Raw genomic sequence first — 21,672 nt, 5'->3', positions numbered from 1 at the left:
TACTATAAATCAAAACCTAATATAAAATGAAATCAGAACAAGTTCTAGCGGATTTGAAGCGCAGATTTCCAAACGAGCCAGAATACCATCAGGCAGTGCAGGAAGTTTTAGAATCAATCGAAGAAGTTTACAATCAACACCCTGAATTTGAGAAAGCAAATCTTATTGAGAGACTATGTATTCCGGACAGAATTTTTTCTTTCCGTGTAACATGGGTAGACGATAAGGGAAATACACATACTAATATGGGATATCGTATACAGCACTGCAATGCGATCGGCCCATACAAAGGAGGCTTGCGCTTGCATGCATCTGTTAATCTTTCTATTCTTAAATTCCTGGCATTTGAGCAGACTTTCAAGAATTCGCTGACAACCTTGCCGATGGGAGGAGGAAAAGGTGGTTCTGATTTTAATCCGAAAGGAAAATCAAGTGCCGAGGTCATGCGTTTTTGTCAGGCATTTATGACAGAACTGTGGCGTCATATAGGACCTGATACCGATGTCCCAGCCGGAGATATAGGTGTAGGAGGGCGCGAAGTAGGTTATTTCTTCGGTATGTATCGCAAGCTGGCTCATGAGTTTACGGGTACATTCACAGGAAAAGGCCTAACATTCGGAGGTTCGTTAATTCGTCCAGAGGCTACCGGATATGGAAATGTATATTTCCTTTTGGAAATGCTGAAAACGAAGAATATCGATATTAAAGGTAAAAAATGCCTTGTGTCGGGCTCGGGTAATGTAGCTCAATATACGTGTGAAAAGCTAATTGAACTGGGTGCAATACCTGTAAGCATGTCTGATTCGAGCGGATATATATATGATCCGGAGGGTATTACTACAGAAAAACTGGAATATGTAAAAGAATTGAAGGAATTATACCGAGGACGTATTAAAGAATATGCCGATACTTACGGATGTAAATATGTTCCGAATGCCCGTCCTTGGGGAGAGAAAGGTGACATTGCACTTCCTTCGGCTACCCAGAATGAGATAAGTGGCGAAGATGCTGAAAAACTTGTGTCAAACGGGATCTTTGCGGTTTCGGAAGGAGCCAATATGCCATCTACGCCGGAGGCAATAGAGATGTTCCAAAAAGCCAAGATCCTTTATGCTCCGGGTAAAGCTGCCAATGCCGGAGGGGTTTCGGTGTCGGGATTGGAAATGACTCAAAATTCAGAACGTTTGGGCTGGTCTTCTGAACAGGTAGATGAAAAGCTGAAATGGATTATGAAGAATATCCATGAAAACTGTGTGAAATACGGAACAGAAAAAGATGGCTATGTAAACTATGTGAAAGGTGCTAATATTGCCGGATTTATGAAAGTTGCAAAGGCGGTTATGGCGCAGGGCATAGTGTAATAATAATGAAAAAAGAGACTTATAGTAAAGGGATATATCTGTTTATCAGATAAATCCTTTTACTTTTTTTAAGATGTTTATTTTGTTTTTACAGTGCATATTTATTAGATTTATAACATATTGAGTTTCGTTGTTATACTTTTAGTATCTGATTTGTATGAAAAAAATTGTAAAGAGCCTGGTTTTTCTACTGTTTTGTCTTATGATATTGCCAGTTGGCTTGTTGGCTCAGGACAAAACGAATGTAGATCTTAATGAATCGGCCCCTGTTCAGGTGAAAAATATCACTGTATATTTTAAGCCAGAGAAGTTTGAACGTTCTAAAATAGATCAAAGTCCCGAGTATCTGGAAGGTCCTTATTACTTAAGCCTTGCAGATAATGTGCTCACTGTTTGTCTTCCCCTGGATAGAAAAGGCGTATTTAATAATGATGCCCGGCAAAGGTATCAGAACTATTATAATGCTCCTACAATAGAGATGAGAGATGAACTTGTATACGAAGTTAAGCCTCAGAAGGATGGAGGGTATATTATAGACATTCAGCAAAAAAGATTTGATAAATTTAAAGTGCAATATTTTTATTCACTAAATATAGATAAGGATGGTTATGGAACTGTAACTTTATACCATAAGACATCCGAAAATCTTAGGCCAAGATTTACATATTACGGCGAATTTTCTTGTCAGATGGAGACAATAGATAAGGTTGATAAGACTAAGGAACTATAGGTAGCTTGAATAAAATAACATAGAGGGGAGGAAGAAATACTTCCTCTTTTTTATTCTATAAACCTTAGGCTTTCTATTTTTTCAAGTCTGTTTTTTAATTCGTCAAATTTAGCTTTTCGTATTTCGAGAGTCATCAGGCAATCCATTTCATAGCTCTGTTTTAGGATAGAAGGTTCCAAATCCTTTACAACTTTCATTACATCATTCATAAATGGATATTCGAATCCGAATGATATCTGCAAATCGACGGTTTTTTCTATTATATCTGCTTCTGCGATAGCTTCTGCGGCAGCTTCTCTATATGCGACGATCAGTCCGCTTGTGCCCAGTTTTATTCCACCAAAATAACGGATAACGGCTATCAGTATATTTGTCAGTTTGTTCGAATTTATTTGTCCCAGTATTGGCTTTCCGGCTGTGCCCGAAGGCTCCCCGTCATCGTTTGCCCTGAACTCCAGCCTGTCGGCACCCAACATATAAGCCCAACATACATGGCGAGCATCGTAATATTCTTTCCGGAGTTTATCTATTTCGGCTTTTGCCTCTTCTACGGTTTGTATAGGAATAGCATACGCAATAAATTTACTGCGCTTTTCAGTGTATGTAGCTTTGGATATATTCGTTATTGTTTTATAAGCATCCTCCATAGGCACAAAGATAATGTTTTTATAAAACTCAAACGGTTGTGCCCTTAATATAAAACAAAGAGACACTTAATAGTGTCTCTTTACATGAATATCAGTAAAAATTAATTTAATTCATTTTTTATCTTATTCAGCGATTCTTTGGCATCGCCCAATAACATCAATACCTTTTCCTTCATTTCATAAAGCGGATTGGGCACCCCGGCATAACCCGGTTTCAGGTCGAAATTGCAGATAATGATATGTCTTGCCTGATCCACATTGAGTATCGGCATTCCATATATCGGTGTGTCTACGGCATCTTTCGCGGCCGGATTCAGCACATCGTTTGCTCCTATGACCACGACCAGATCCGTATCCTTGAAATCGTCATTTATGGCATCCATTTCATACAGTTGGTCATAAGCGACATCAGCTTCGGCCAGCAACACATTCATGTGTCCGGGCATTCTTCCTGCCACAGGATGTATGGCATATCTAACTTCCGTGCCTTGTTTTTCCAGAGCATCGGCCAGTTGCTTTACCTGATGCTGCGCTTGTGCCAGCGCCATTCCATAGCCGGGAACAATGATCGCCCGTTTGGCGGATTTTGTAACATCCCCTATGTTTATGCCTTCAGATGCAGGTTCGGAAACAGATGTTTTACCGGTATTTATTTCACCGATTATCTTATTCAGCGATTCTTTGGCATCGCCCAATAACATCAATACCTTTTCCTTCATTTCATAAAGCGGATTGGGCACCCCGGCATAACCCGGTTTCAGGTCGAAGTTACAGATAATGATATGTCTTGCCAGATCCACATTCAGTATCGGCATTCCATATATCGGTGTGTCTACGGCATCTTTCGCGGCCGGATTCAGCACATCGTTTGCTCCTATGACCACGACCAGATCCGTATCCTTGAAATCGTCATTTATGGCATCCATTTCATACAGTTGGTCGTAAGCGACATCAGCTTCGGCCAGCAACACATTCATGTGTCCGGGCATTCTTCCTGCCACAGGATGTATGGCGTATCTAACTTCCGTGCCTTGTTTTTCCAGAGCATCGGCCAGTTGCTTTACCTGATGCTGCGCCTGTGCCAGCGCCATTCCATAGCCGGGAACAATGATCGCCCGTTTGGCGGCTCTTACAACTTCGCTAAGTGATTGTTCCTTTGAAGTGTCAGATTCTTTAGGTTTCGCTATTCCTTGTTTTGCGGCTGTTTCTTTAGTCGGAGCAACAGACGTTTTACCCATCAGTATGGTCATTAAGCTACGATTCATAGCCCTGCACATAATCTGTGTGAGTACAAGTCCCGATGAACCAACAATGCCTCCGATAGCGACTACAAGAAGGTCTCCTATTGCCATTCCGGCGATAGCGGCGGCAACTCCGGCCAAAGAAGTCAATAAAGATATTGTTATCGGCATGTCGGCGCCACCTATCCGGATCGAGAATGTTAGTCCAAACAGACAACCTGAAACAGTACTTAATATCAATATAAAGTAGATATTGGATATAATACCGTAACCATCCCCTATAAAGAATGCAAATATGACGGATGCGATCATCATTATAATCAGTATGACAGAAATCAGATGATGATTTTTCCACACAATAGGCCTTTGGGATATAAGCCTGTGCAGTTTTCCTGCGGCTACCATACTCCCGACAAATGTAACCATACCCACCACAATAGCCAAAGTGGCAGTGACATTGACAAAAAGAGGATAATTGGATGGTTTTACCCCGATATTGATAAGTGTCAGTATCCCGACAATACCTCCTGCCAATCCTCCCAGCCCGTTCAGCATCGCTACTGTCTGTGGCATCTGTATCATCTGCACTTTATAGGCCATAATGGCACCTACAATTGTGCCGGCAAGTATGAATGCGTAAATCGTTGTTACTTCGAATATCTGGTAGTATATCAGTGTTACTATTACTCCGGCCAGAAGACAAAATGAAAGGATCAGATTTCCTGCTACAGATGTGCGTACCTTACTCATCATGGATATACCGAGTAAAGATAGTAGCGAGAGTACACTGCAAACAATGTAGTATATTGTTTCTGTCATCATTCCTTGTCTTTTTTCTTAGGGTTGAACATTTGCAGCATCCGGTGTGTGACTCCAAATCCGGCAACTACATTCACCGTGGCCAGGATAACCCCTATTCCACCGAAAATCTGACCGATAACCAGGCCTGTACCTCCGTTTTGATACGAATACCCCACAGTGACAATTGTTCCCAGAAGGCAGATTCCTGCCAAGGCATTCATTCCTGTCATTAAAGGGGTGTGTAAAAGACTTGGCACATTCTTTATTATGAGATAACCGACAATCGACGTTATCCCAAATATTATTATCAGAAATATTGGATTCATTATTCGATTCTATTATTTATTCATGGCTTCCAGTGCTCCTGTGTGTACTACCTGACCATCGATGGAAACAAGGATGGAGTCTACAATCTCGTCGGCTCTGTCGAGTTCTATTTTACCATCTTTTGTCAGATATTTAACGAGATTGTACACATTGTTGGCAAACATCCAGGTAGAACTGGTCGGCAACAATCCCGGAATGTTTTTGATCCCTATCAATGTTACCCCATGTTTAACATCTTTCGTTCCTGCAGGAGTAATATCGCAGTTTCCTCCCTGATCGATAGATATGTCTACCAGTACGGAGCCGTTAGGCATCTCTTTTACCATATCCTCAGTGATGAGTATCGGTGCCATTTTGCCGGGAACTAATGCGCTACAGAAGACAATGTCCATGTCTTTTATAACCTCGCGTAATTTCTCCCGTTCCTTTATGATCCACTCTTCGGGCAGGTTTTTGGCATACCCCCCTGTTCCTACAGCCAGATCAGCAGGTATTCCCATGTCTATTATTTTGGCTCCTAAACTTTGGGCTTGTTCCATAGCCGCAGGACGAATGTCTGTCGCATAAGTGATGGCTCCTAGCCTTTTGGCTGTGGCTAAGGCCTGTAACCCACCGACACCGACGCCTATAACCAGGGCTTTGGCTGGCTGTACCGAACCTACGGCAGTAAACATCGGAGGAATAAATTTAGCCATGTCATTTGCTGCAATCAAAATGCCTTTGTATCCAGCACATGTGCTCATCGATGTCAAGGCATCCATGTTTTGGGCACGGGAAATACGGGGAACACCGTCAAGTGTCATACTGATAACGCCTTTGGCTGCCAGCATTTTCACCATTTCATGATTTACCGGGGAAGCCGGATGTATAAATGTGATCAGGTATTGACCTTCGTGCATCAGGTCTACCTCATGTTTATTGTAGTTCTTGTTGAATAATGGTTCTTTTACTTTAAGTATCAGATCGGCTTTCTGGAAAATCTCTTCTGCCGAGGCTATAATCTGTGCTCCGGCTTTTACGTATTCGTCATCATAGAAGAATGATCCCGCTCCGGCGTTCTGTTCTACTAATACGGTTGCACCGTCTGTGATAAATTTTTTCACGGTGTCAGGGGTTGCTGAAACTCGAGCTTCACCGGGCATAATTTCTTTAGGAATTCCGATAATCATAATGTTATTGGTTTTTAGATTTACAGTTAAGTTTTCTGGTCTTATAAGTCCTGTTTTGTAAAAATCAATGAAAAGGGCTTACAATTTGTCTTCAAATATAATAAAAAGAAGATATATCATAATATATTTTTGAATATTATTTTATGCGATTTTAGCAGAATGACAAGTTGACGTTTTTTTTGATTTTTAACAATGTGTTTTGTCGTTGTTCTGGTTGTTTTGGTGTGAAATTGATATGTGATTCGGGGTGTTTCTGATTATGCTATTTTTGTTTATTTAGGGAATGCGTATATTGAGGCTTATAAAAACCGAATAGAGGCGGAATCAAACTTTTGGGACAGCCTCTTATTCTAATTTTTTTGTTTTATCTGGAGGAATAAAAATTCTCCAGCCGTTTTATTTCAGGATCGAAGAGCTGTAGAATCTTTTTCTGAGTTTTTTGAAAGAAAGAAAGAGTTGTCTTTGCTGAACCTTTTTGCATGGTTTTTTTCCATGAACCGATAATCTCCCCGTTCAGCATAATCGTAGGGGAAAACAAACCATTCTTTGTCATCACTTTGCCATAGTGGGTATCTGTTATAATTTCGGAACGGTCTTTATAGCTGACTACAAATTCGTCGAAAGGAGGGAGCAGTAAAGTTGAATTTTTATCAACCGGAGGAACCTTTATATCGTTTTTCATCCAAAAATCACGTCCGTTAATAGTTTCGCAAACAAAATCGGTTTCAATTAGCCTGACAGCTAGTTTGCATTCGGTGATCGACAATCCTGACCACCAGATAAAATCGTGAATAGTAGCCGGACCGTGGCTTGTGAAATATTTCCGGGCCAAGCGCTCCAATGCTTCCTCCTTGCTGAGTGTCTTTTTGCCGGGAACCCATTCTTCCAGTAACGTAAAGGTTTGTTTGTTTCCATTTATACGGCCGTTAACCAGAATTCCTTCCATTTCAGCGTAGGAAAGTAAAGACTTCAAATGATTGTCATCTAGCACCACATCTTGTTCTAGCAAGGCATTGCCAATCTCCTGTTTGGTCAGATGTTTACCATCCATCAGCGCCTTTTCCAAAATAGGAATGGTACGATAGATAAGTGGTTCGTCGGCATTGTATGTTTTTGCATATGAGCGATAGATCGGCTTCAGTCGCGGATTGGATAAATTGAACATCCAGTGAATATCTTCAGCAGAAATAAAATGCCAGGTTGGACGCAGTATGTGGGTACGAATAATCTGGCCTGTATTTAAAGCTTCCTCAATGTCGCTAACATGCTTGTTTTCTAACCGGACACCAATTGCCCATTTAGCCATATCGAGTGCCTGGGATTGCATGGCTCCCATCCATGCCACAATTTCACCGGGCGTCTGTATATTATGAACCGAAAGTAACTGGTTGTATAGGCGAATGTTGAGTAATTCTGCTGTATCCATTATAGTATTGTTTTATCAATACCAAAGTTAAAATTTTTATTTAATATGGGAGTAAATATATTTCTTCCTGTGTTTTGCACGATACATTGATTTTAGTCATCCATTTAATTCACTTTTGTGGATATTCTTTTTGTGTTCACTTTATGCAGTTACCTGTGGAAACTGCTGCAAATTCTTTTTGTCTTATTGTCAATGTTTTATCCCAGATTTTTCTTATAAAATACAAACACTGGCCAACAGACAGAAAAACCTGAATATCCGGGTTTTCCTGCTGTATAAACCAGTTCGTAGTGTAAGTGGTGTTAAGAAGAAAGAGCGTTATTGTGCAAATTTTAATCCGTTCCCATGTTAATAATGAACTTGCCAATCCGGGTGCATATGCTGTGTTCGGTTTTGCGCCGTTTATCAGCCAGGTGCCGTTGGATGCGTTGACAGACATTGTTTGGTAAGTAGGATACCAGCTTGTTGTATTCTGATTACCCAATTCTCCATAAGAAGCCCTTACCTTCAATGTTCCTACCATATGTTCCCACGGTTGCCAGAAATTTTCGCGTGCAATATTTCAACCTAAAGAAAAAGAAGGGAACATCTTCCAACGTTTATCAGATCTGAAACGTGAAGTTCCGTCATAACGTAAATTTATTTCTGCCAGATAGCGTTGCTTATAGTCGTAATTGATACGGCCGAAGAAACCGGCTGTCGCCCAATCCGAGAAACTTCCACTAACAGTAGGTGTAACTTCTTTTCCGCTGGCGTCGATACCGGATGTAAGATCGACCGATGGAAGTGTAGATACAATTATGCCTTCGCGCTGTAGCGAAATAGTCTTATATTTCATAAGTTCGGCCTGGAAACCGACCATTCCCTTAAAATTATGGCCTGACTTTAATTGTTTACTATATTCCGAATAGATATTGGTATTCATAAAGTTACTTGTAATATGGCCTTCATATACATGTGAGCCGCTCCTGTAAACGTATGGATTACCATCTACATCGTGGTTGTATAACTTTTGATAATCCCAACTGCGCTCTATATTCTCTATCCGGTAATTAAACTCTCCAAACGTCTTCCAACCTTTAACCGGCTCAAAGACAAGTTGCGCCTGCTGGTATAGGTTATCTGTTCTTTTATTGTCGCGCCCACCGTCACGCAAGCCTAATGCCGGGGTCGGAGAACTATAAAGTTGGCCATTAGGGTCATACAACGGCAATGTCGGCCAGCCTCGGATAACCAGATAATAAAATAAATTATTAGTAAGATCGGTAGGACGACCGTAATCTTCACGTATAAAACGGCTGTTATAATTAAATTGCAACCAATCTGTCACTTTCGCACCCAGCTTTACTGTACTGCTATAACGGTTGTATTTGTCCTGGTTAAATTGCATTAGCCCATCTTGTCCCAAATAGTTGGCAGAGACAAAATAGTGCATATCTTCGGAGCCACCATTGATACTTAAATTGTGCTCCTGGGAGAAAGCCTCATCCCTGAAAATAGCTTTGAACCAGTCTACATTATCATTCCCATAAACATAGCCGTCTCCCCACTTGGACGGATTGCTCGGATTAGGAACAATAGACTCTGTTATTTTCCCGTTTTGATAATCTAATATTCTCTGTATCTTATCATCTGAGAAAAAAGGAGTAGTTCCACCGTTTATACATCCGTCATTCAAGAATAATGCAAACGTATAGGAATCGGCAGTCTTAGGCAATAACATCGGAGAAGTCCAGCGAAAACTGTTATTATAGTTTAATGTTGCTTTTCCGCTTCGTCCTTTTTTTGTCGTAACCAATATGACACCAAAAGGTGCGCGCGAGCCATAGATAGAAGATGCGGCAGCATCTTTCAATACCGATATGTTTTCTATATCTTGCGGATTGATGGCATTGATGTCGCCCTCCATGCCGTCTATCAATATCAGTGGACTCCCGCTCGAACCTTCTCCAATAGTAGCTACGCCACGGATATTTATGCTGGCTCTACTTTCCATGCTTCCGGAATTCTGTGTTATCTGCAATCCGGCAGCCGCACCTTGTAGCGCTTGTGCAGCCGTCATAACAGGTCTGTTTTCCAACATCTTCGAGTCGATTGTACTAACAGATCCCGTCAGGTTCACTTTCTTTTGAGTTCCGAATCCGACAACCACCACTTCATCCAATATATTCAGGTTTTCTCTCAACAATATATTCAACTCACTTTGATTACCTACGGCAATCTCCTGGGCTATATAACCGACAAATGATACGAGAATAATTGCATTCTCGGATACTGAAATAGTAAAACCGCCGTCAGCATCGGTCATGACCCCATTTGTCGTGCCCTTTTCTGCTATGCTGGCTCCGGTGATGGGTATACCTTGTTCGTCAACCACTGTTCCTGTAATCTTTTTCCTGGAAGGTTGTTGAGGTTGCTGAAGCTGTTTCAAATCCTTATCCAGATTTAAAATAATAGCCTTATTTTTTACCTGATAAATGATATTGGTGTTTTTCAATACAACATTTAATATTTCATAAATAGTCTTATTCTCCACGTTGATATTGACTTTTATGCTTTTATCGATCTTATCGTTGCTATAAAAGAAGTAAAAGTCGGTTTGCGCTTCTATCTTCTTAAAGAGTTTTTCAAGTTCGATACTGTTCTCATGGATTGTGAGTGACGTTTCTTGAGCATAAGTGTTTGTTGCCTGTGTTTGTAATATTCCAATAAAGAATAAAAAGTAGCTTATTCTCATAATAAGTAATAAATGTTTGGAAATTGGAATTCTAAATCTGTATTTTTTCATACATTTGATTGTTTTTAATTTATCGCCTTCAACCGGATCCGCCAAGATATGAGGTTGTTGGCAAGGTTATTAAAATTGAAAACTCTGGGAGTCGGAAAGCAATTGTTTTCCGGCTTTTCTTTTTAAAGGTTAACTATAATTTTTTCATTGGCACAAGATTTTAAGGTTAGACAAATTGAAGTCATTTTTTATTCATATATCTTTACTTTTTTATCTGTTATTTGATATTTAATAGGATAACTCTTACTAATTACTGCCAATATGCTCCTAATATCGTCATCAGAAGCTATCCTTCCCGTAAATCGCCTTGCTCTGAGAGAAGGTGATATCTGTATATCCTGACCGAGGCGTCTGGATACGAAACTGATAATTCGGTCAAGAGGTTCATCCGTAAAACGATAAGTACCATCTTTCCATACTGTATAGTAATCTGTATCGACATTTGCAATCTGAATACCTCCTGTGACTATATCAATGGTTGCTTCCTGTCCAGGTATAAGTTTTGCAAAAGTTTTCTTTCCGGTGTTGTCTGAGCAATTTACATTTACGCCACCAGACATAAGTACGACAGAGGCCTTACTGCCTGTAATGGCATCAACGAAAAACTTTGTTCCCGTGACTTCTATATCGATGTTGCCTACACGGACAATGAAGGGTGATGCTTTGTTTTTATGCACATCGAAAAATGCCTTTCCTTCCAGTAATACCAGACGCTTCCCTCCCTGAAATTCTTCGGGATATGTTAATTTGCTGTTTTCGTTGATAAAGACCTCTGAAGCATCAGGCAATATTAGCTGTTGTACTCCTTCACGGTTATACACGACATTCTGTATAAAGGGTTTCTGTTCGACCGGAATCGTATGCCTCAGACCGAACCAGACAGCCGATGTAATCAGTACTCCTATAAAAACGGCAGCTGCGTACCGCATCCATGAAATTTTTGAGTGTATTTTTTGATATAGGGGATATGTATGACTTTGATCTATACTCTTCATATCTTGACAGAGCCTGTCCCATCCTTCCTGAAGAATATTCTGATCCAATACATTACGGGAGCTCCAGACTTCTTCCAGCTGGCAGTATAATTCTACATGCTTTTTATTCTCCTGTAGCCATTGGTTTAGCTGACGCTTTTCATCATCAGTTGCTTCATCCTGGATGTTTCTGATAATTATATCCTCGGGTATTGGCGACGTATTTTCCATATTCAGATTTTCTCTTTTATAAAAAGACAAGTATCTGATAAGATTTACTTAAAAGAAAATGAAAAATTTTCGTTTATTTTTTCTTTTTGGCTGTAGCTTATCCCGTAAAGTCTTTAATCCCAGGTATAATTGGTGTTCCACTGTCCTGACAGACAATCCTAATATGATGGCAATCTCTGCATTCTTTTTATCTTCAAAATAGGCCAGCTTGAATATTTGCTTGCATTTGTCGGGTAAAGCCTCTATTTGATTGTATATTTCCTGTATTCCTTCTTTTTCTACAAGCAGTTTTTCAAACGAATCGTAGTATTCAAGTCCTACAAGCTTATTTTCTACTTGAATATACGAAATATAATTTTCTCTAACCTGCTCTCTTTTCAGGTAGTTGATACATCTATTTTTTACAGCTTTAAAAAGATAAGAACGAGTAGGTAATTTTTCAAAGGAATCAAGATTTTCCCATATTTCCAGAAAAAGGTCGTGAATAAGATCTTTTGCTGTATCAATTGGCACGAAACGATTGGCAAATAATATCAGATGTGAAACATTTGCATCATAATAAAGCTTAAAGGAAACAAAAACACTACTATTATCAGCTTTCATTTGTCTGCTTTTCATACTGGCTCAATAGCATTAACAAATGTAAGAGAAAATAAATATATTTAACTTATTTCATGGTTAAAACTGAATTATTTTTTCGCAAGGTGCTATATATGAAACAATTAACTGATGATTGTATATTTATATATTATTCCTCTGTGTATATAAAACAGAAAGGTTGTCATCGCGACAACCAATCTTCACTCCTAACCATAAATCTAATACCATGAAAAATACATTACAAATGTATAGATGATTTTTTAATTATGCAAACAAAATGATATAAAAAATATTTATTTAATATCAATATAACAAAATTACAACAATTATTTAACCAAAAAGAAATATATTTGCATTGATTTATAGACAGTTTGAAATTTGGCTTTTAACTTTATTATGCATACAAAAACTTTATGGCATCATTTTTGTTTGAATATTTAAGAAGTTAATTAAGATTATCTCTGAAAAAGTTTTTAGAATTTAGTCTTATATTTGTAATAGTACACAGAACATCAAATAACAGGGTTATGGAAAATAATTTTTCACCAAGAGTCCGCAAAATCATGACCTACAGTCGCGAGGAGGCCGGACGCTAACAAACCAACTATCTGGCACCTGAACATTTGATGCTTGGAATTCTCCGCAACGGAGAAGGATTAGCCATACAGGCATTGAAAGATTTCGGAGTAGATTTAGTTGAATTTAAAGACAGTATTGATAATAACATATTAAAGCAACAGGAGGATGCATACCCAAACAGTGAAATAGTATTGAGCAAAAGCACAGAAAAGATCTTAAAGATGAGTATTCTGGAAGCCCGTTTGACCAAAAGTCAGGAGACAGACTCGGAACATTTGCTTCTGGCGATTCTTAAAGATCACGACAATATTGCCGCTATGCTGTTGGAAGAATATCATATGGATTATAACGGAGCATTTACTTACATAAAAAGTATGAGCGATCTGCTGGATAAGAACAGCAAGCAATCGCCTCGTATGGGTGCTGATTTTACTGACGACGATGACGAAGACGACGAACCGGTGAACAATAACGCCGGGGGAGTTGGCACTCAACAACCTCGACAGGCCACAGATACGCCTGTACTCGACAATTTTGGTATCGACATGACAAAGGCTGCATTGGAGAACAAGCTCGATCCGATAGTAGGCCGAGAAAAAGAAATAGAGCGATTGGCGCAAATATTGAGTCGTCGCAAGAAAAACAATCCTATACTTATCGGTGAGCCGGGCGTCGGTAAATCTGCAATAGTAGAGGGTCTTGCGTCACGTATTATTCAGAAGAAGGTTTCGCGTGTATTATTCGATAAACGTGTTATTGCCCTCGATATGGCTTCGGTAGTGGCAGGAACAAAATACCGTGGACAGTTTGAGGAGCGGATCAAAGCAATATTAAACGAATTATCCAAGAATCCGAACATAATATTGTTTATCGATGAAATACATACCATTGTAGGCGCAGGTGGAGCAACCGGTTCGCTGGATGCTGCCAATATGCTGAAGCCGGCTCTGGCTCGTGGTGAAATACAATGTGTCGGTGCAACCACCCTGGATGAATATCGTAAAAATATTGAAAAAGACGGAGCACTTGAACGCCGTTTCCAGAAAGTAATGGTAGATCCTACCACTGCCGAAGAAACATTACAGATATTGCACAATATCAAAGAGCGTTACGAAGAACATCACAATGTGAAATATACTGAAGCTGCGCTTGAAGCTTGTGTGAAACTGACTGACAGATATATTACAGACCGTAACTTCCCCGATAAGGCCATAGACGCCCTGGATGAGGCCGGATCACGTATGCATATCGCCAACATTCAGGTTCCGAAAGAGATAGAAGAAATAGAAGAGGAGTTAAAAGGCGTCATCGAGCAAAAAGGTGAAGCTGTAAAAGCCCAAAAGTATGAATTGGCAGCCAGTTTCCGTGATACACAACGCCAGTTGATGGCTAAGCTTGATGCGGCCGAAGCCGAATGGAAAGCTTCGCTGAAAGAAAAGCCGGAAACTGTAACCGAAGAAATGGTTGCCGAAGTAGTATCCATGATGTCCGGTGTTCCGGTGCAACGTATCGGTGAATCGGAAGGTCTCAAGCTTGTCGGCATGAAAGACAGCCTGAAAGCTGCCGTAGTTGGTCAGGATGAGGCTGTAAATAAAATAGTGAAAGCGATACAGCGTAACCGTATCGGTCTGAAGGACCCTAACCGTCCGATCGGCTCGTTTATGTTCCTTGGCCCTACAGGGGTCGGTAAGACTCACTTGGCTAAAAAGATCGCAGAGCAATTGTTCGACTCTGCCGATGCATTGATCCGTATCGATATGAGTGAATATATGGAGAAATTTAATGTATCGCGTCTGGTTGGAGCACCTCCGGGATATGTAGGATACGAAGAAGGCGGATTGTTGAGTGAAAAAGTACGGCGCAAACCATATTCTGTGGTATTACTCGATGAGATCGAAAAAGCCCATCCCGATGTATATAATATATTGCTTCAGGTAATGGACGAAGGCCATCTGACCGATAGTCTGGGACGTAAGATCGACTTCAAGAATACGATACTGATCATGACTTCGAACGTAGGTACACGCCAATTGAAAGACTTTGGCGGAGGTATCGGGTTCAATAAGAAAGATGCCGCTAACAGGGAATATTCGAGAAGTGTGCTTCAGAAAGCATTGAATAAAACATTTTCGCCTGAGTTCCTGAACCGTGTGGATGACATTATTACATTCGATCAGTTAGATAAAACCTCTATCGAGAAGATCATAGATATCGAATTGAACGGATTCTACAAGCGGATGGGAGAGCTTGGTTACACGATAGAACTGGATCAGCCGGCAAAAGACTTTTTGGCAGACAAGGGGTATGATGTGCAATTTGGAGCCCGTCCACTGAAACGTGCTATCCAAAACTATGTGGAGGACGAAATAGCCGAACTGATACTTTCTGGTGCAGTGAAAGAAGGCGGTACTATCAAATTCAAAGTAGATAAAGACAAAGATAAACTGAAAGCGATAGCAAAGTAAGGTAAGTGTATGTGTGTAAAAAGGTGTCCAATTTGGGCACCTTTTTTTATTATTATAGCTTTGGATTCAAGCCGGCAGATCAATATACCTTCACTGATCTTTTTCGTCTTACTCCCATTATCAGTTTGTTATTGTAAGGTATCGGGAAGAATTTATATCCGGATATCATCAAATCTGATTTTAAAGTATGGTTACTTGAACCTATCGACCTGAAATCGAAAGCTTTGCTTATTATGTTAACATAAGGAGGACGCTTTTCTCTAGGCAGGTCGCTGATCAGCTTATTCAGTAAATAGGAAACATTCTCTTCCGACAGATCATAAACATTGTCCATTGTCAGTTCGAATAGCGAAGCTAAAGCTGTATTGTCTTCCATCATGTTCATAATATTTAATTCATTTTTGGATTAATCCTTTATCGCTTGTCGTTGATCCCGAATTCTCGCCATTGGTATTGTGAAAAATCCCGTTTGATAACTCTTTTCGCATCTTTTACCTGCGATTTTATTTCCATTATTTTCCGGTTAGCCTGAATCGTTTTTGCCTTCAATTCTGCTTTTAGTTTATCCAACTCTTCGTTATAGACTGTCATTTGTTGATTGTTAACACTTAGTTTTTTTATAAATTCGTCGTCCAATCCTTTGTTTTTTACCAGTTCGGCTTTTCCTTCCAGCCCGTTTAGCAGCATTTGAGTTTTTTCGATCTGTTCTGAAATAACTTTAGACATAAAAGATTAAATGAAAATTGGAGAGGTATATTCACTGCAATACTATATGCTCCTCTCATGACATAAAGTATCTGATGTTTTTATAATGAGTATGTTATGTGCTATTTATGATGTAAATTTACGATAAAAAAGAATAGGTTGTAACTCTGTGGTTAACCTTAATTTTGATAAATTAACACCTTTTCTGTAGATAAAAAAGGTCTGGGGCAGTTTGAATGATTCATTGTTTCGTAATCGGAATTACATGGAAATATCTTATCTTTGAATGAAATAAAAAATAATATTTAAAGCTTTGATTTCGCTTAATGACTAAAAAATGAGAAGAAGGATATCATCTGTTTTATTGATTCTGGCGATTGCGGTTTTTCCTGTTGTGGCTCAGCAAAAGATAGAGGTTTCTGATCATCTGGAGATCAGGAAACTATCTGAGAATGTATATATGCATATATCTTATTTGCAAATGGAAAATTTCGGAAAGGTAGGTGCCAATGGTTTACTAATAGTAAAAGAAGGTAAAGCTCTGATGATTGATTCTCCATGGAACAATGAGCAGACGGAAGAGTTGTATAAATGGACAAAAGACTCTTTGAAAGCTGTTATAACCACGTTTATTCCTTCTCATTGGCATGAAGATTGCATGGGTGGCTTGGGATATCTGCAAACAAAAGGTGTAGATGCATATACCAATCAAATGACTATCGATATAGCAAAAGAGAAAAAACTGCCATTGCCGCAACATGGTTTTACCGATTCTTTGGCATTGGTTTTTCAGAATATTCCTGTCAAGTGTTATTATATGGGAGGCGGGCATTCAACCGATAATATTACAGTATGGTTGCCATCCGAAAATATCTTATTCGGAGGATGCTGTGTTAAGGATATGAAATCAGAAAGCCTGGGAAATCTTGCCGATGCCGATGTAAAAGCATGGCCTGGAACAATGCGAAAAATGATAGTTAGATTCCCGGATGTGAAAACAGTTGTTCCCGGACATGGGGCGATAGGGGGCGTGGAACTTATGTTACATACACTTCAATTATTAGAGAAATAATATTTATTAACAAAACGATTAAAATGAACAGAAGACTGACAATAGCGCTTGTGGCGCACGATCATCGCAAAGCAGATATGGTAGAATGGTGTTATTATAACTCTGCTTTTCTTTCAAAACACCATCTGGTATGTACAGGAACTACCGGAATGCTAATTAAAGAAGCATTTGAGGAGAAAGGTATTTATGCCGATATTACCCGTATGAATTCGGGGCCGATGGGTGGTGATGCCGAAATTGCTGCCATGGTGGTACGTCATGAGATAGATCTGGCTGTATTCCTGATAGACGATCTGAATCCTCAGCCGCATGAAGCTGATATTATGATGTTACTTCGCCAATGCCGTGTGCACAATGTGCCCATAGCATGCAACCGTTACAGTGCCGACCTGATGTTGACAAGCCCATTGTGGGATAATGATGATTATGTCCCGACTAAGCCACGTTATGAAAATTTTGACAGGAAAAATTTTGATGAGAATTTCAAACGAATTAAAGATTAATTTATCTATAAGGTATAATGTGCTGATTGGTTAATATGCCGATGTGCCAATAATAAATGATCTTTGAAATGGATAAAGTTGACTAGTAAACGAGATACAAGTAAACAAGTTTTTCACCCGCTAGCGCGGACATCTTGTCCGTGCCTCGCTGGGCGATTTTTTTGCTTCGCAACACACAGACTGGAAGTCTGCGCGAGCAAGGGAAAAAAAAGAATATAAAATATGTAAGGTTTGTCAGGTTTTAGTTAATAAGCTTATAACTATTGGCTAACAGCTAAAGGCTAAAAATCTGTCATCTTTGTAAGTTTTTAGTTAAAATAAGAAATATATGAGCGACTGGAAAGACCGTCTGAATGTGGTATACTCTACCAATCCGGACTTTAAATATGACACAGACGATGAGCAGGAAGAGGAAACAATACTGAAAGAGAAACAGGCTCTTCGTATATCCCTCGACAAACGCAACCGGAAAGGAAAAGCCGTGACGCTGATTACCGGTTTCGTAGGGACTACGGAAGATATGGAAGCTCTCGGAAAAATGCTGAAAGTGAAATGCGGAGTAGGCGGTTCTGCCAAAGACGGGGAGATCATCGTGCAAGGTGATTTCCGTAGTAAGATACTCGAACTTCTGCAAAAGGAAGGATATGCTAAAGCACGGATTATTTGACGATGAAATAAACCTGAATGTTTATAAAGCGTCGGCAGGCTCGGGGAAAACTCACCGGCTGACTGCTGAATACCTGTGCCTGTTATTTTCTTCCCCTTACGCATACAGGCATATACTGGCGGTTACCTTTACCAATAAGGCTACCGACGAGATGAAAACCCGTATCGTGACAGAGCTGGCTAAGCTGGCAAAAGGAGAGGATTCCCCGTATATAGAACTGTTGAGCGATGAGTATAGCTACAACGAAGAACAGGTAAAGAAAGAGGCCCGGGATATACTTGTGCGCATACTGCACGATTATTCATCCTTTTCGGTGAGTACCATAGATAAATTCTTTCAGCAGACCATGCGTGCTTTTACACGGGAAATTGGTCTGGGCGGAGGATATAACGTAGAGCTTGATACTGACAAAGTATTGGGAGAGGCTATCGATTCCATGCTGTATGATCTGGAACGTAGCGATAATAAACTACTGCTTGACTGGCTGATCCGTTTCTCGGAAGAAAAGGTTGAGAACGGCGAGACCTGGAATATCCGTAACGATATACAATCGCTTTCGAAAGAAATTCTTAAAGAAAGCTATAAGGCATATAGCAATCAGGTGCAGCAGGATATTGCCGATAAGCAACTGATGGCTGATTATAAAGATATGCTTTTTGCCATTATTCAGACATTTGAGAAGCATTCGCAGCAAATAGGAGAGAAGGCATTGAATATAATGACCCGCTTTGGATTGAAACCCGATGATTTTAAAGGGGGATCACGTTCGGTTTTTTTTAGTTTCCTGAAGTGGGCCAATGGCGCAATGGATGAACCCAGCAATACTTTCCGCACGCTGCCAGGTAGTTGTGATAACTGGTATACGGCAAAAACTCCGGCTGATATAAAGAGCCAAATTGAAGATGTATACCCCGGGCTGAATACCTGTGTTGAGGATATTATCGTCCATTACGATAACTCACGCACCTACCAGACCGCCTATGAAATAAACCGTTATTTCTTTACATTGGGTATATTGGGTGATGTGGATAAGAAGATAAGGGAAAATGCCGCAGAGAATAATGTAATGCTGATCTCGGATACTACCGAGTTGCTGAACCGTATTATCGAAGGAAATGAGTCTCCTTTTATATATGAAAAAGTAGGCTTGCGTATCAATAATTATATGATAGACGAGTTTCAGGATACATCAGGTATGCAATGGCAGAACTTTCTCCCTCTGGTGAGAGATAGTATAGCGGCCGGAAATAAGAACTTCATAGTAGGCGATGTTAAACAAAGCATCTACCGCTGGAGAAACTCTGACTGGAAACTATTGGATGAGCAACTTGATATAGACTTTGGTGCCGACAGGATAAACCATGAAACATTGGATTCGAACTGGCGAAGCGCACGAAACGTCATAGCTTTCAATAATGCTGTGTTCTCTATTGGTTCTACTCTGTTGCAGGATACATTTAACGGATCGTTGCAGGATGTAGAAGACAAGCGTTTGTCTCCTTTTCTGTCGCGTATCTCAAAAGCGTATGACGGACTGTACCAGCAAACTCCCGCTAAAAGTAAAGGTAATGAAGGACGGGTTAAGGTAGAGTTCGTAGATACGGATGAACGTATCTGGCAGGAATATGTACTGGAGCAACTGCCGAAGCAAATAGAAGAACTACAGGATAGAGGATATAGCCTGAAAGATATAGCTGTACTGGTGCGCACGAAAAAGGAGGGTGCCGATGTGGCCAATTGCCTGTTGGAATATAAAAGCAGATATGCAGGTTCTAAATATCGCTACGATATTATATCGGACGAAGCCTTGTTTGTGAGTAATTCCAAGAGCATAAAACTTATTATTGCCCTGTTGAAATACTTGCATAATCCGCTGGATGCCTCTTTAAGGGCATTGGCTGTATTTGAGTATTTCAAATATAATAACCAATTGAGCGCTGAGGATGCTTTGCAGCAGTATTTCTCAGGAAAAGAAGATCTTCCGGAAGATATTGTAAAGGAACTGGACAGGATCAGAGAACTTCCACTGTATGAGATGACCGAAGAGATATTCGGCTTGTTCCATAATGCAATGGAAGAGAATGAGCAGGTATACATACAATCGTTTCTGGATATGGTACTTGATTTTACGATCCGTAGTACATCCGATCTGGACGCATTTCTCCGGTGGTGGGACGAAACGGGTATAAAGAAGACCATCTTTACTCCTGACGGACAGGATGCTATACGAATTATGACAATCCACAAGTCGAAAGGATTGGGTTTCAATGTCGTGATTCTTCCTTTCTGTAGCTGGGAAATAGACCACAGGCAAACCACTATTCTCTGGTGCCATCCTAAAGTAGAACCATTCGACCGTCTGCATCTGGTACCGGTGAAATATTCCCAGAAACTGAAAAATACGATCTTCGATTATGAATATTTCGATGAACGGCTTCATGCTTATATTGATAATTTGAACATTCTGTATGTAGCTTTTACCCGTGCTAAAAATGAATTAATTGCTTTTGCTCCGCGTCCTAAAAGGGATGAGATCAACAGTATATCATCTTTGCTTTGGAACGTTGTGCGTACCTCCTCCGGTATTTTATCCGGTGAGCATGCTCATATCGATCTGCCGGAATATCTGGATGAGGAATCGGGCGTTTTTGATATCGGGAAAGGTTATAGTCCTGTTGAAACAAAGGGATCCGTCTCTGTCAAAGAAATAAATGTAGACGCCCTATCCAGCATATCCTATGATGAACGTATTAAGCTATTGCTGAAAAACAAATATTACTTTACTGATTCAGGTAAGCGTGATTATGGTATGCTGATGCACGAGATCGTGAGCCGGATAGAGACAATTGATGATATAGAAAAGGCTTTGGAAGAATACCATATCTCAGGTAATATAACCAATACTCAGAAGATTGAATTGTCGGGGCTGTTGGAAAAATATCTGTCCGATCCTGTGGTTTCATCCTGGTATTCGGGACAGTATAAGGTCTTAAATGAGATACAGATATTACAACCGAAAGGTACTTTCAGTCGTCCCGACCGGGTTATGATAAGTAAGGATGAGGTTGTGGTTATTGATTATAAATTTGGAGAAAAAGAAAACTCAAAATATATCCGTCAGGTAAAATATTATATCAGCCAGATACAGAAAATGGGCTATAAGAATGTTCGGGGATATATTTGTTATATAGCATTAGGCAAAGTTGTTGAAGTGTGATAATAATATTATACTGTCTTGAAACCCGCATTCAGACTGGACGTTAACGAACCTTTGCTTCATTTTAACTTTTTTAATACGCAGGTGATAAACTATTTTATCGTTGCAGACGTTAATATTACGTGTTTTTCATAGTATTAGATTTAAGGTTAAAAATGAAGATTGGTTG

At 39.9% G+C, this 21,672-nt stretch carries 17 protein-coding genes and 1 pseudogene; 7 read left to right on the top strand and 11 right to left on the bottom strand.

All coding sequences use genetic code 11. The annotated features are described in order from the left end of the window. Positions 1-26 precede the first annotated feature (26 nt). Together GGR21_RS10165 and GGR21_RS10160 are read left to right on the top strand one after the other, a co-directional pair. Positions 27-1,361, top strand: a complete 1,335-nt coding sequence (locus GGR21_RS10165; protein ID WP_183307105.1) for an NADP-specific glutamate dehydrogenase — start codon at positions 27-29, stop codon at positions 1,359-1,361. A 157-nt stretch (positions 1,362-1,518) separates the two neighbouring features. Next, a complete protein-coding gene (locus tag GGR21_RS10160) occupies positions 1,519-2,091 on the top strand; it encodes a hypothetical protein (protein WP_183307104.1) in 573 nt (190 codons plus the stop codon). 50 nt (positions 2,092-2,141) lie between these two features. Here GGR21_RS10160 and GGR21_RS10155 read toward each other — a convergent pair whose 3' ends face one another. The 9 genes from GGR21_RS10155 to GGR21_RS10120 form a co-directional block, all read right to left on the bottom strand. Continuing rightward, on the bottom strand, positions 2,142-2,738 hold the full coding sequence (locus GGR21_RS10155; RefSeq protein WP_183307166.1) for an IMPACT family protein: 597 nt from the start codon (positions 2,736-2,738) through the stop codon (positions 2,142-2,144). Positions 2,739-2,839: 101 nt separating this feature from the next. Next, complete coding sequence (locus GGR21_RS10150) at positions 2,840-4,798, bottom strand: NAD(P)(+) transhydrogenase (Re/Si-specific) subunit beta (protein ID WP_183307165.1); 1,959 nt, start codon at positions 4,796-4,798, stop codon at positions 2,840-2,842. Then, positions 4,798-5,106: an NAD(P) transhydrogenase subunit alpha gene (locus GGR21_RS10145; protein ID WP_183307103.1), complete on the bottom strand. Its 309-nt coding sequence runs from the start codon at positions 5,104-5,106 to the stop codon at positions 4,798-4,800. Before GGR21_RS10145 ends, GGR21_RS10150 begins: the two co-directional genes overlap by 1 nt. A gap of 12 nt (positions 5,107-5,118) precedes the next feature. Then, positions 5,119-6,276 carry an NAD(P) transhydrogenase subunit alpha gene (locus tag GGR21_RS10140; protein ID WP_183307102.1) on the bottom strand — a complete coding sequence of 386 codons (1,158 nt, stop codon included), beginning with the start codon at positions 6,274-6,276 and terminating at the stop codon, positions 5,119-5,121. A gap of 364 nt (positions 6,277-6,640) precedes the next feature. Continuing rightward, positions 6,641-7,702, bottom strand: a complete 1,062-nt coding sequence (locus GGR21_RS10135; RefSeq protein ID WP_183307101.1) for a winged helix DNA-binding domain-containing protein — start codon at positions 7,700-7,702, stop codon at positions 6,641-6,643. A 136-nt stretch (positions 7,703-7,838) separates the two neighbouring features. Continuing rightward, positions 7,839-8,225, bottom strand: a complete 387-nt coding sequence (locus GGR21_RS20910; protein ID WP_246348050.1) for a hypothetical protein — start codon at positions 8,223-8,225, stop codon at positions 7,839-7,841. Positions 8,226-8,264: 39 nt separating this feature from the next. Next, complete coding sequence (locus GGR21_RS10130) at positions 8,265-10,490, bottom strand: SusC/RagA family TonB-linked outer membrane protein (protein WP_246348049.1); 2,226 nt, start codon at positions 10,488-10,490, stop codon at positions 8,265-8,267. A 188-nt stretch (positions 10,491-10,678) separates the two neighbouring features. Next, a complete protein-coding gene (locus GGR21_RS10125) occupies positions 10,679-11,695 on the bottom strand; it encodes a FecR family protein (protein ID WP_183307100.1) in 1,017 nt (338 codons plus the stop codon). A gap of 48 nt (positions 11,696-11,743) precedes the next feature. After that, the gene (locus GGR21_RS10120; protein ID WP_183307099.1) at positions 11,744-12,313 is read right to left on the bottom strand and encodes an RNA polymerase sigma-70 factor; all 570 of its coding nucleotides are present in this window, start codon (positions 12,311-12,313) and stop codon (positions 11,744-11,746) included. A gap of 509 nt (positions 12,314-12,822) precedes the next feature. Between GGR21_RS10120 and GGR21_RS10115 the strand changes: the two are divergent. Then, positions 12,823-15,339 (top strand): annotated as a pseudogene (locus tag GGR21_RS10115) (ATP-dependent Clp protease ATP-binding subunit). A gap of 79 nt (positions 15,340-15,418) precedes the next feature. Here GGR21_RS10115 and GGR21_RS10110 read toward each other — a convergent pair. Next, on the bottom strand, positions 15,419-15,724 hold the full coding sequence (locus tag GGR21_RS10110; protein ID WP_221232981.1) for a hypothetical protein: 306 nt from the start codon (positions 15,722-15,724) through the stop codon (positions 15,419-15,421). Between the two features lie 29 nt (positions 15,725-15,753). After that, positions 15,754-16,065, bottom strand: coding sequence for a membrane-binding protein (locus tag GGR21_RS10105; protein WP_183307097.1), 312 nt, complete (start codon positions 16,063-16,065; stop codon positions 15,754-15,756). A gap of 316 nt (positions 16,066-16,381) precedes the next feature. Between GGR21_RS10105 and bla the strand changes: the two genes are divergently transcribed. The 4 genes from bla (at position 16,382) to GGR21_RS10085 (ending at position 21,503) form a co-directional block, all read left to right on the top strand. After that, entirely contained in the window at positions 16,382-17,116 is a 735-nt protein-coding gene (gene bla / locus GGR21_RS10100) for a subclass B1 metallo-beta-lactamase (RefSeq protein ID WP_183307096.1), read from the top strand. A gap of 23 nt (positions 17,117-17,139) precedes the next feature. Next, on the top strand, positions 17,140-17,619 hold the full coding sequence (locus tag GGR21_RS10095) for a methylglyoxal synthase (RefSeq protein WP_183307095.1): 480 nt from the start codon (positions 17,140-17,142) through the stop codon (positions 17,617-17,619). A gap of 328 nt (positions 17,620-17,947) precedes the next feature. After that, the gene (locus GGR21_RS10090; RefSeq protein WP_183307094.1) at positions 17,948-18,286 is read left to right on the top strand and encodes a translation initiation factor; all 339 of its coding nucleotides are present in this window, start codon (positions 17,948-17,950) and stop codon (positions 18,284-18,286) included. Beyond that, on the top strand, positions 18,264-21,503 hold the full coding sequence (locus GGR21_RS10085) for a UvrD-helicase domain-containing protein (protein WP_183307093.1): 3,240 nt from the start codon (positions 18,264-18,266) through the stop codon (positions 21,501-21,503). The genes GGR21_RS10090 and GGR21_RS10085 overlap by 23 nt, the downstream gene beginning before the upstream one ends. Positions 21,504-21,672 lie beyond the last annotated feature (169 nt).

Origin of the sequence: Dysgonomonas hofstadii, from assembly GCF_014196915.1 — a bacterium.
Taxonomy (GTDB): Bacteria; Bacteroidota; Bacteroidia; order Bacteroidales; family Dysgonomonadaceae; genus Dysgonomonas; species Dysgonomonas hofstadii.
This window is presented reverse-complemented; position numbering and strand designations above follow the sequence as displayed.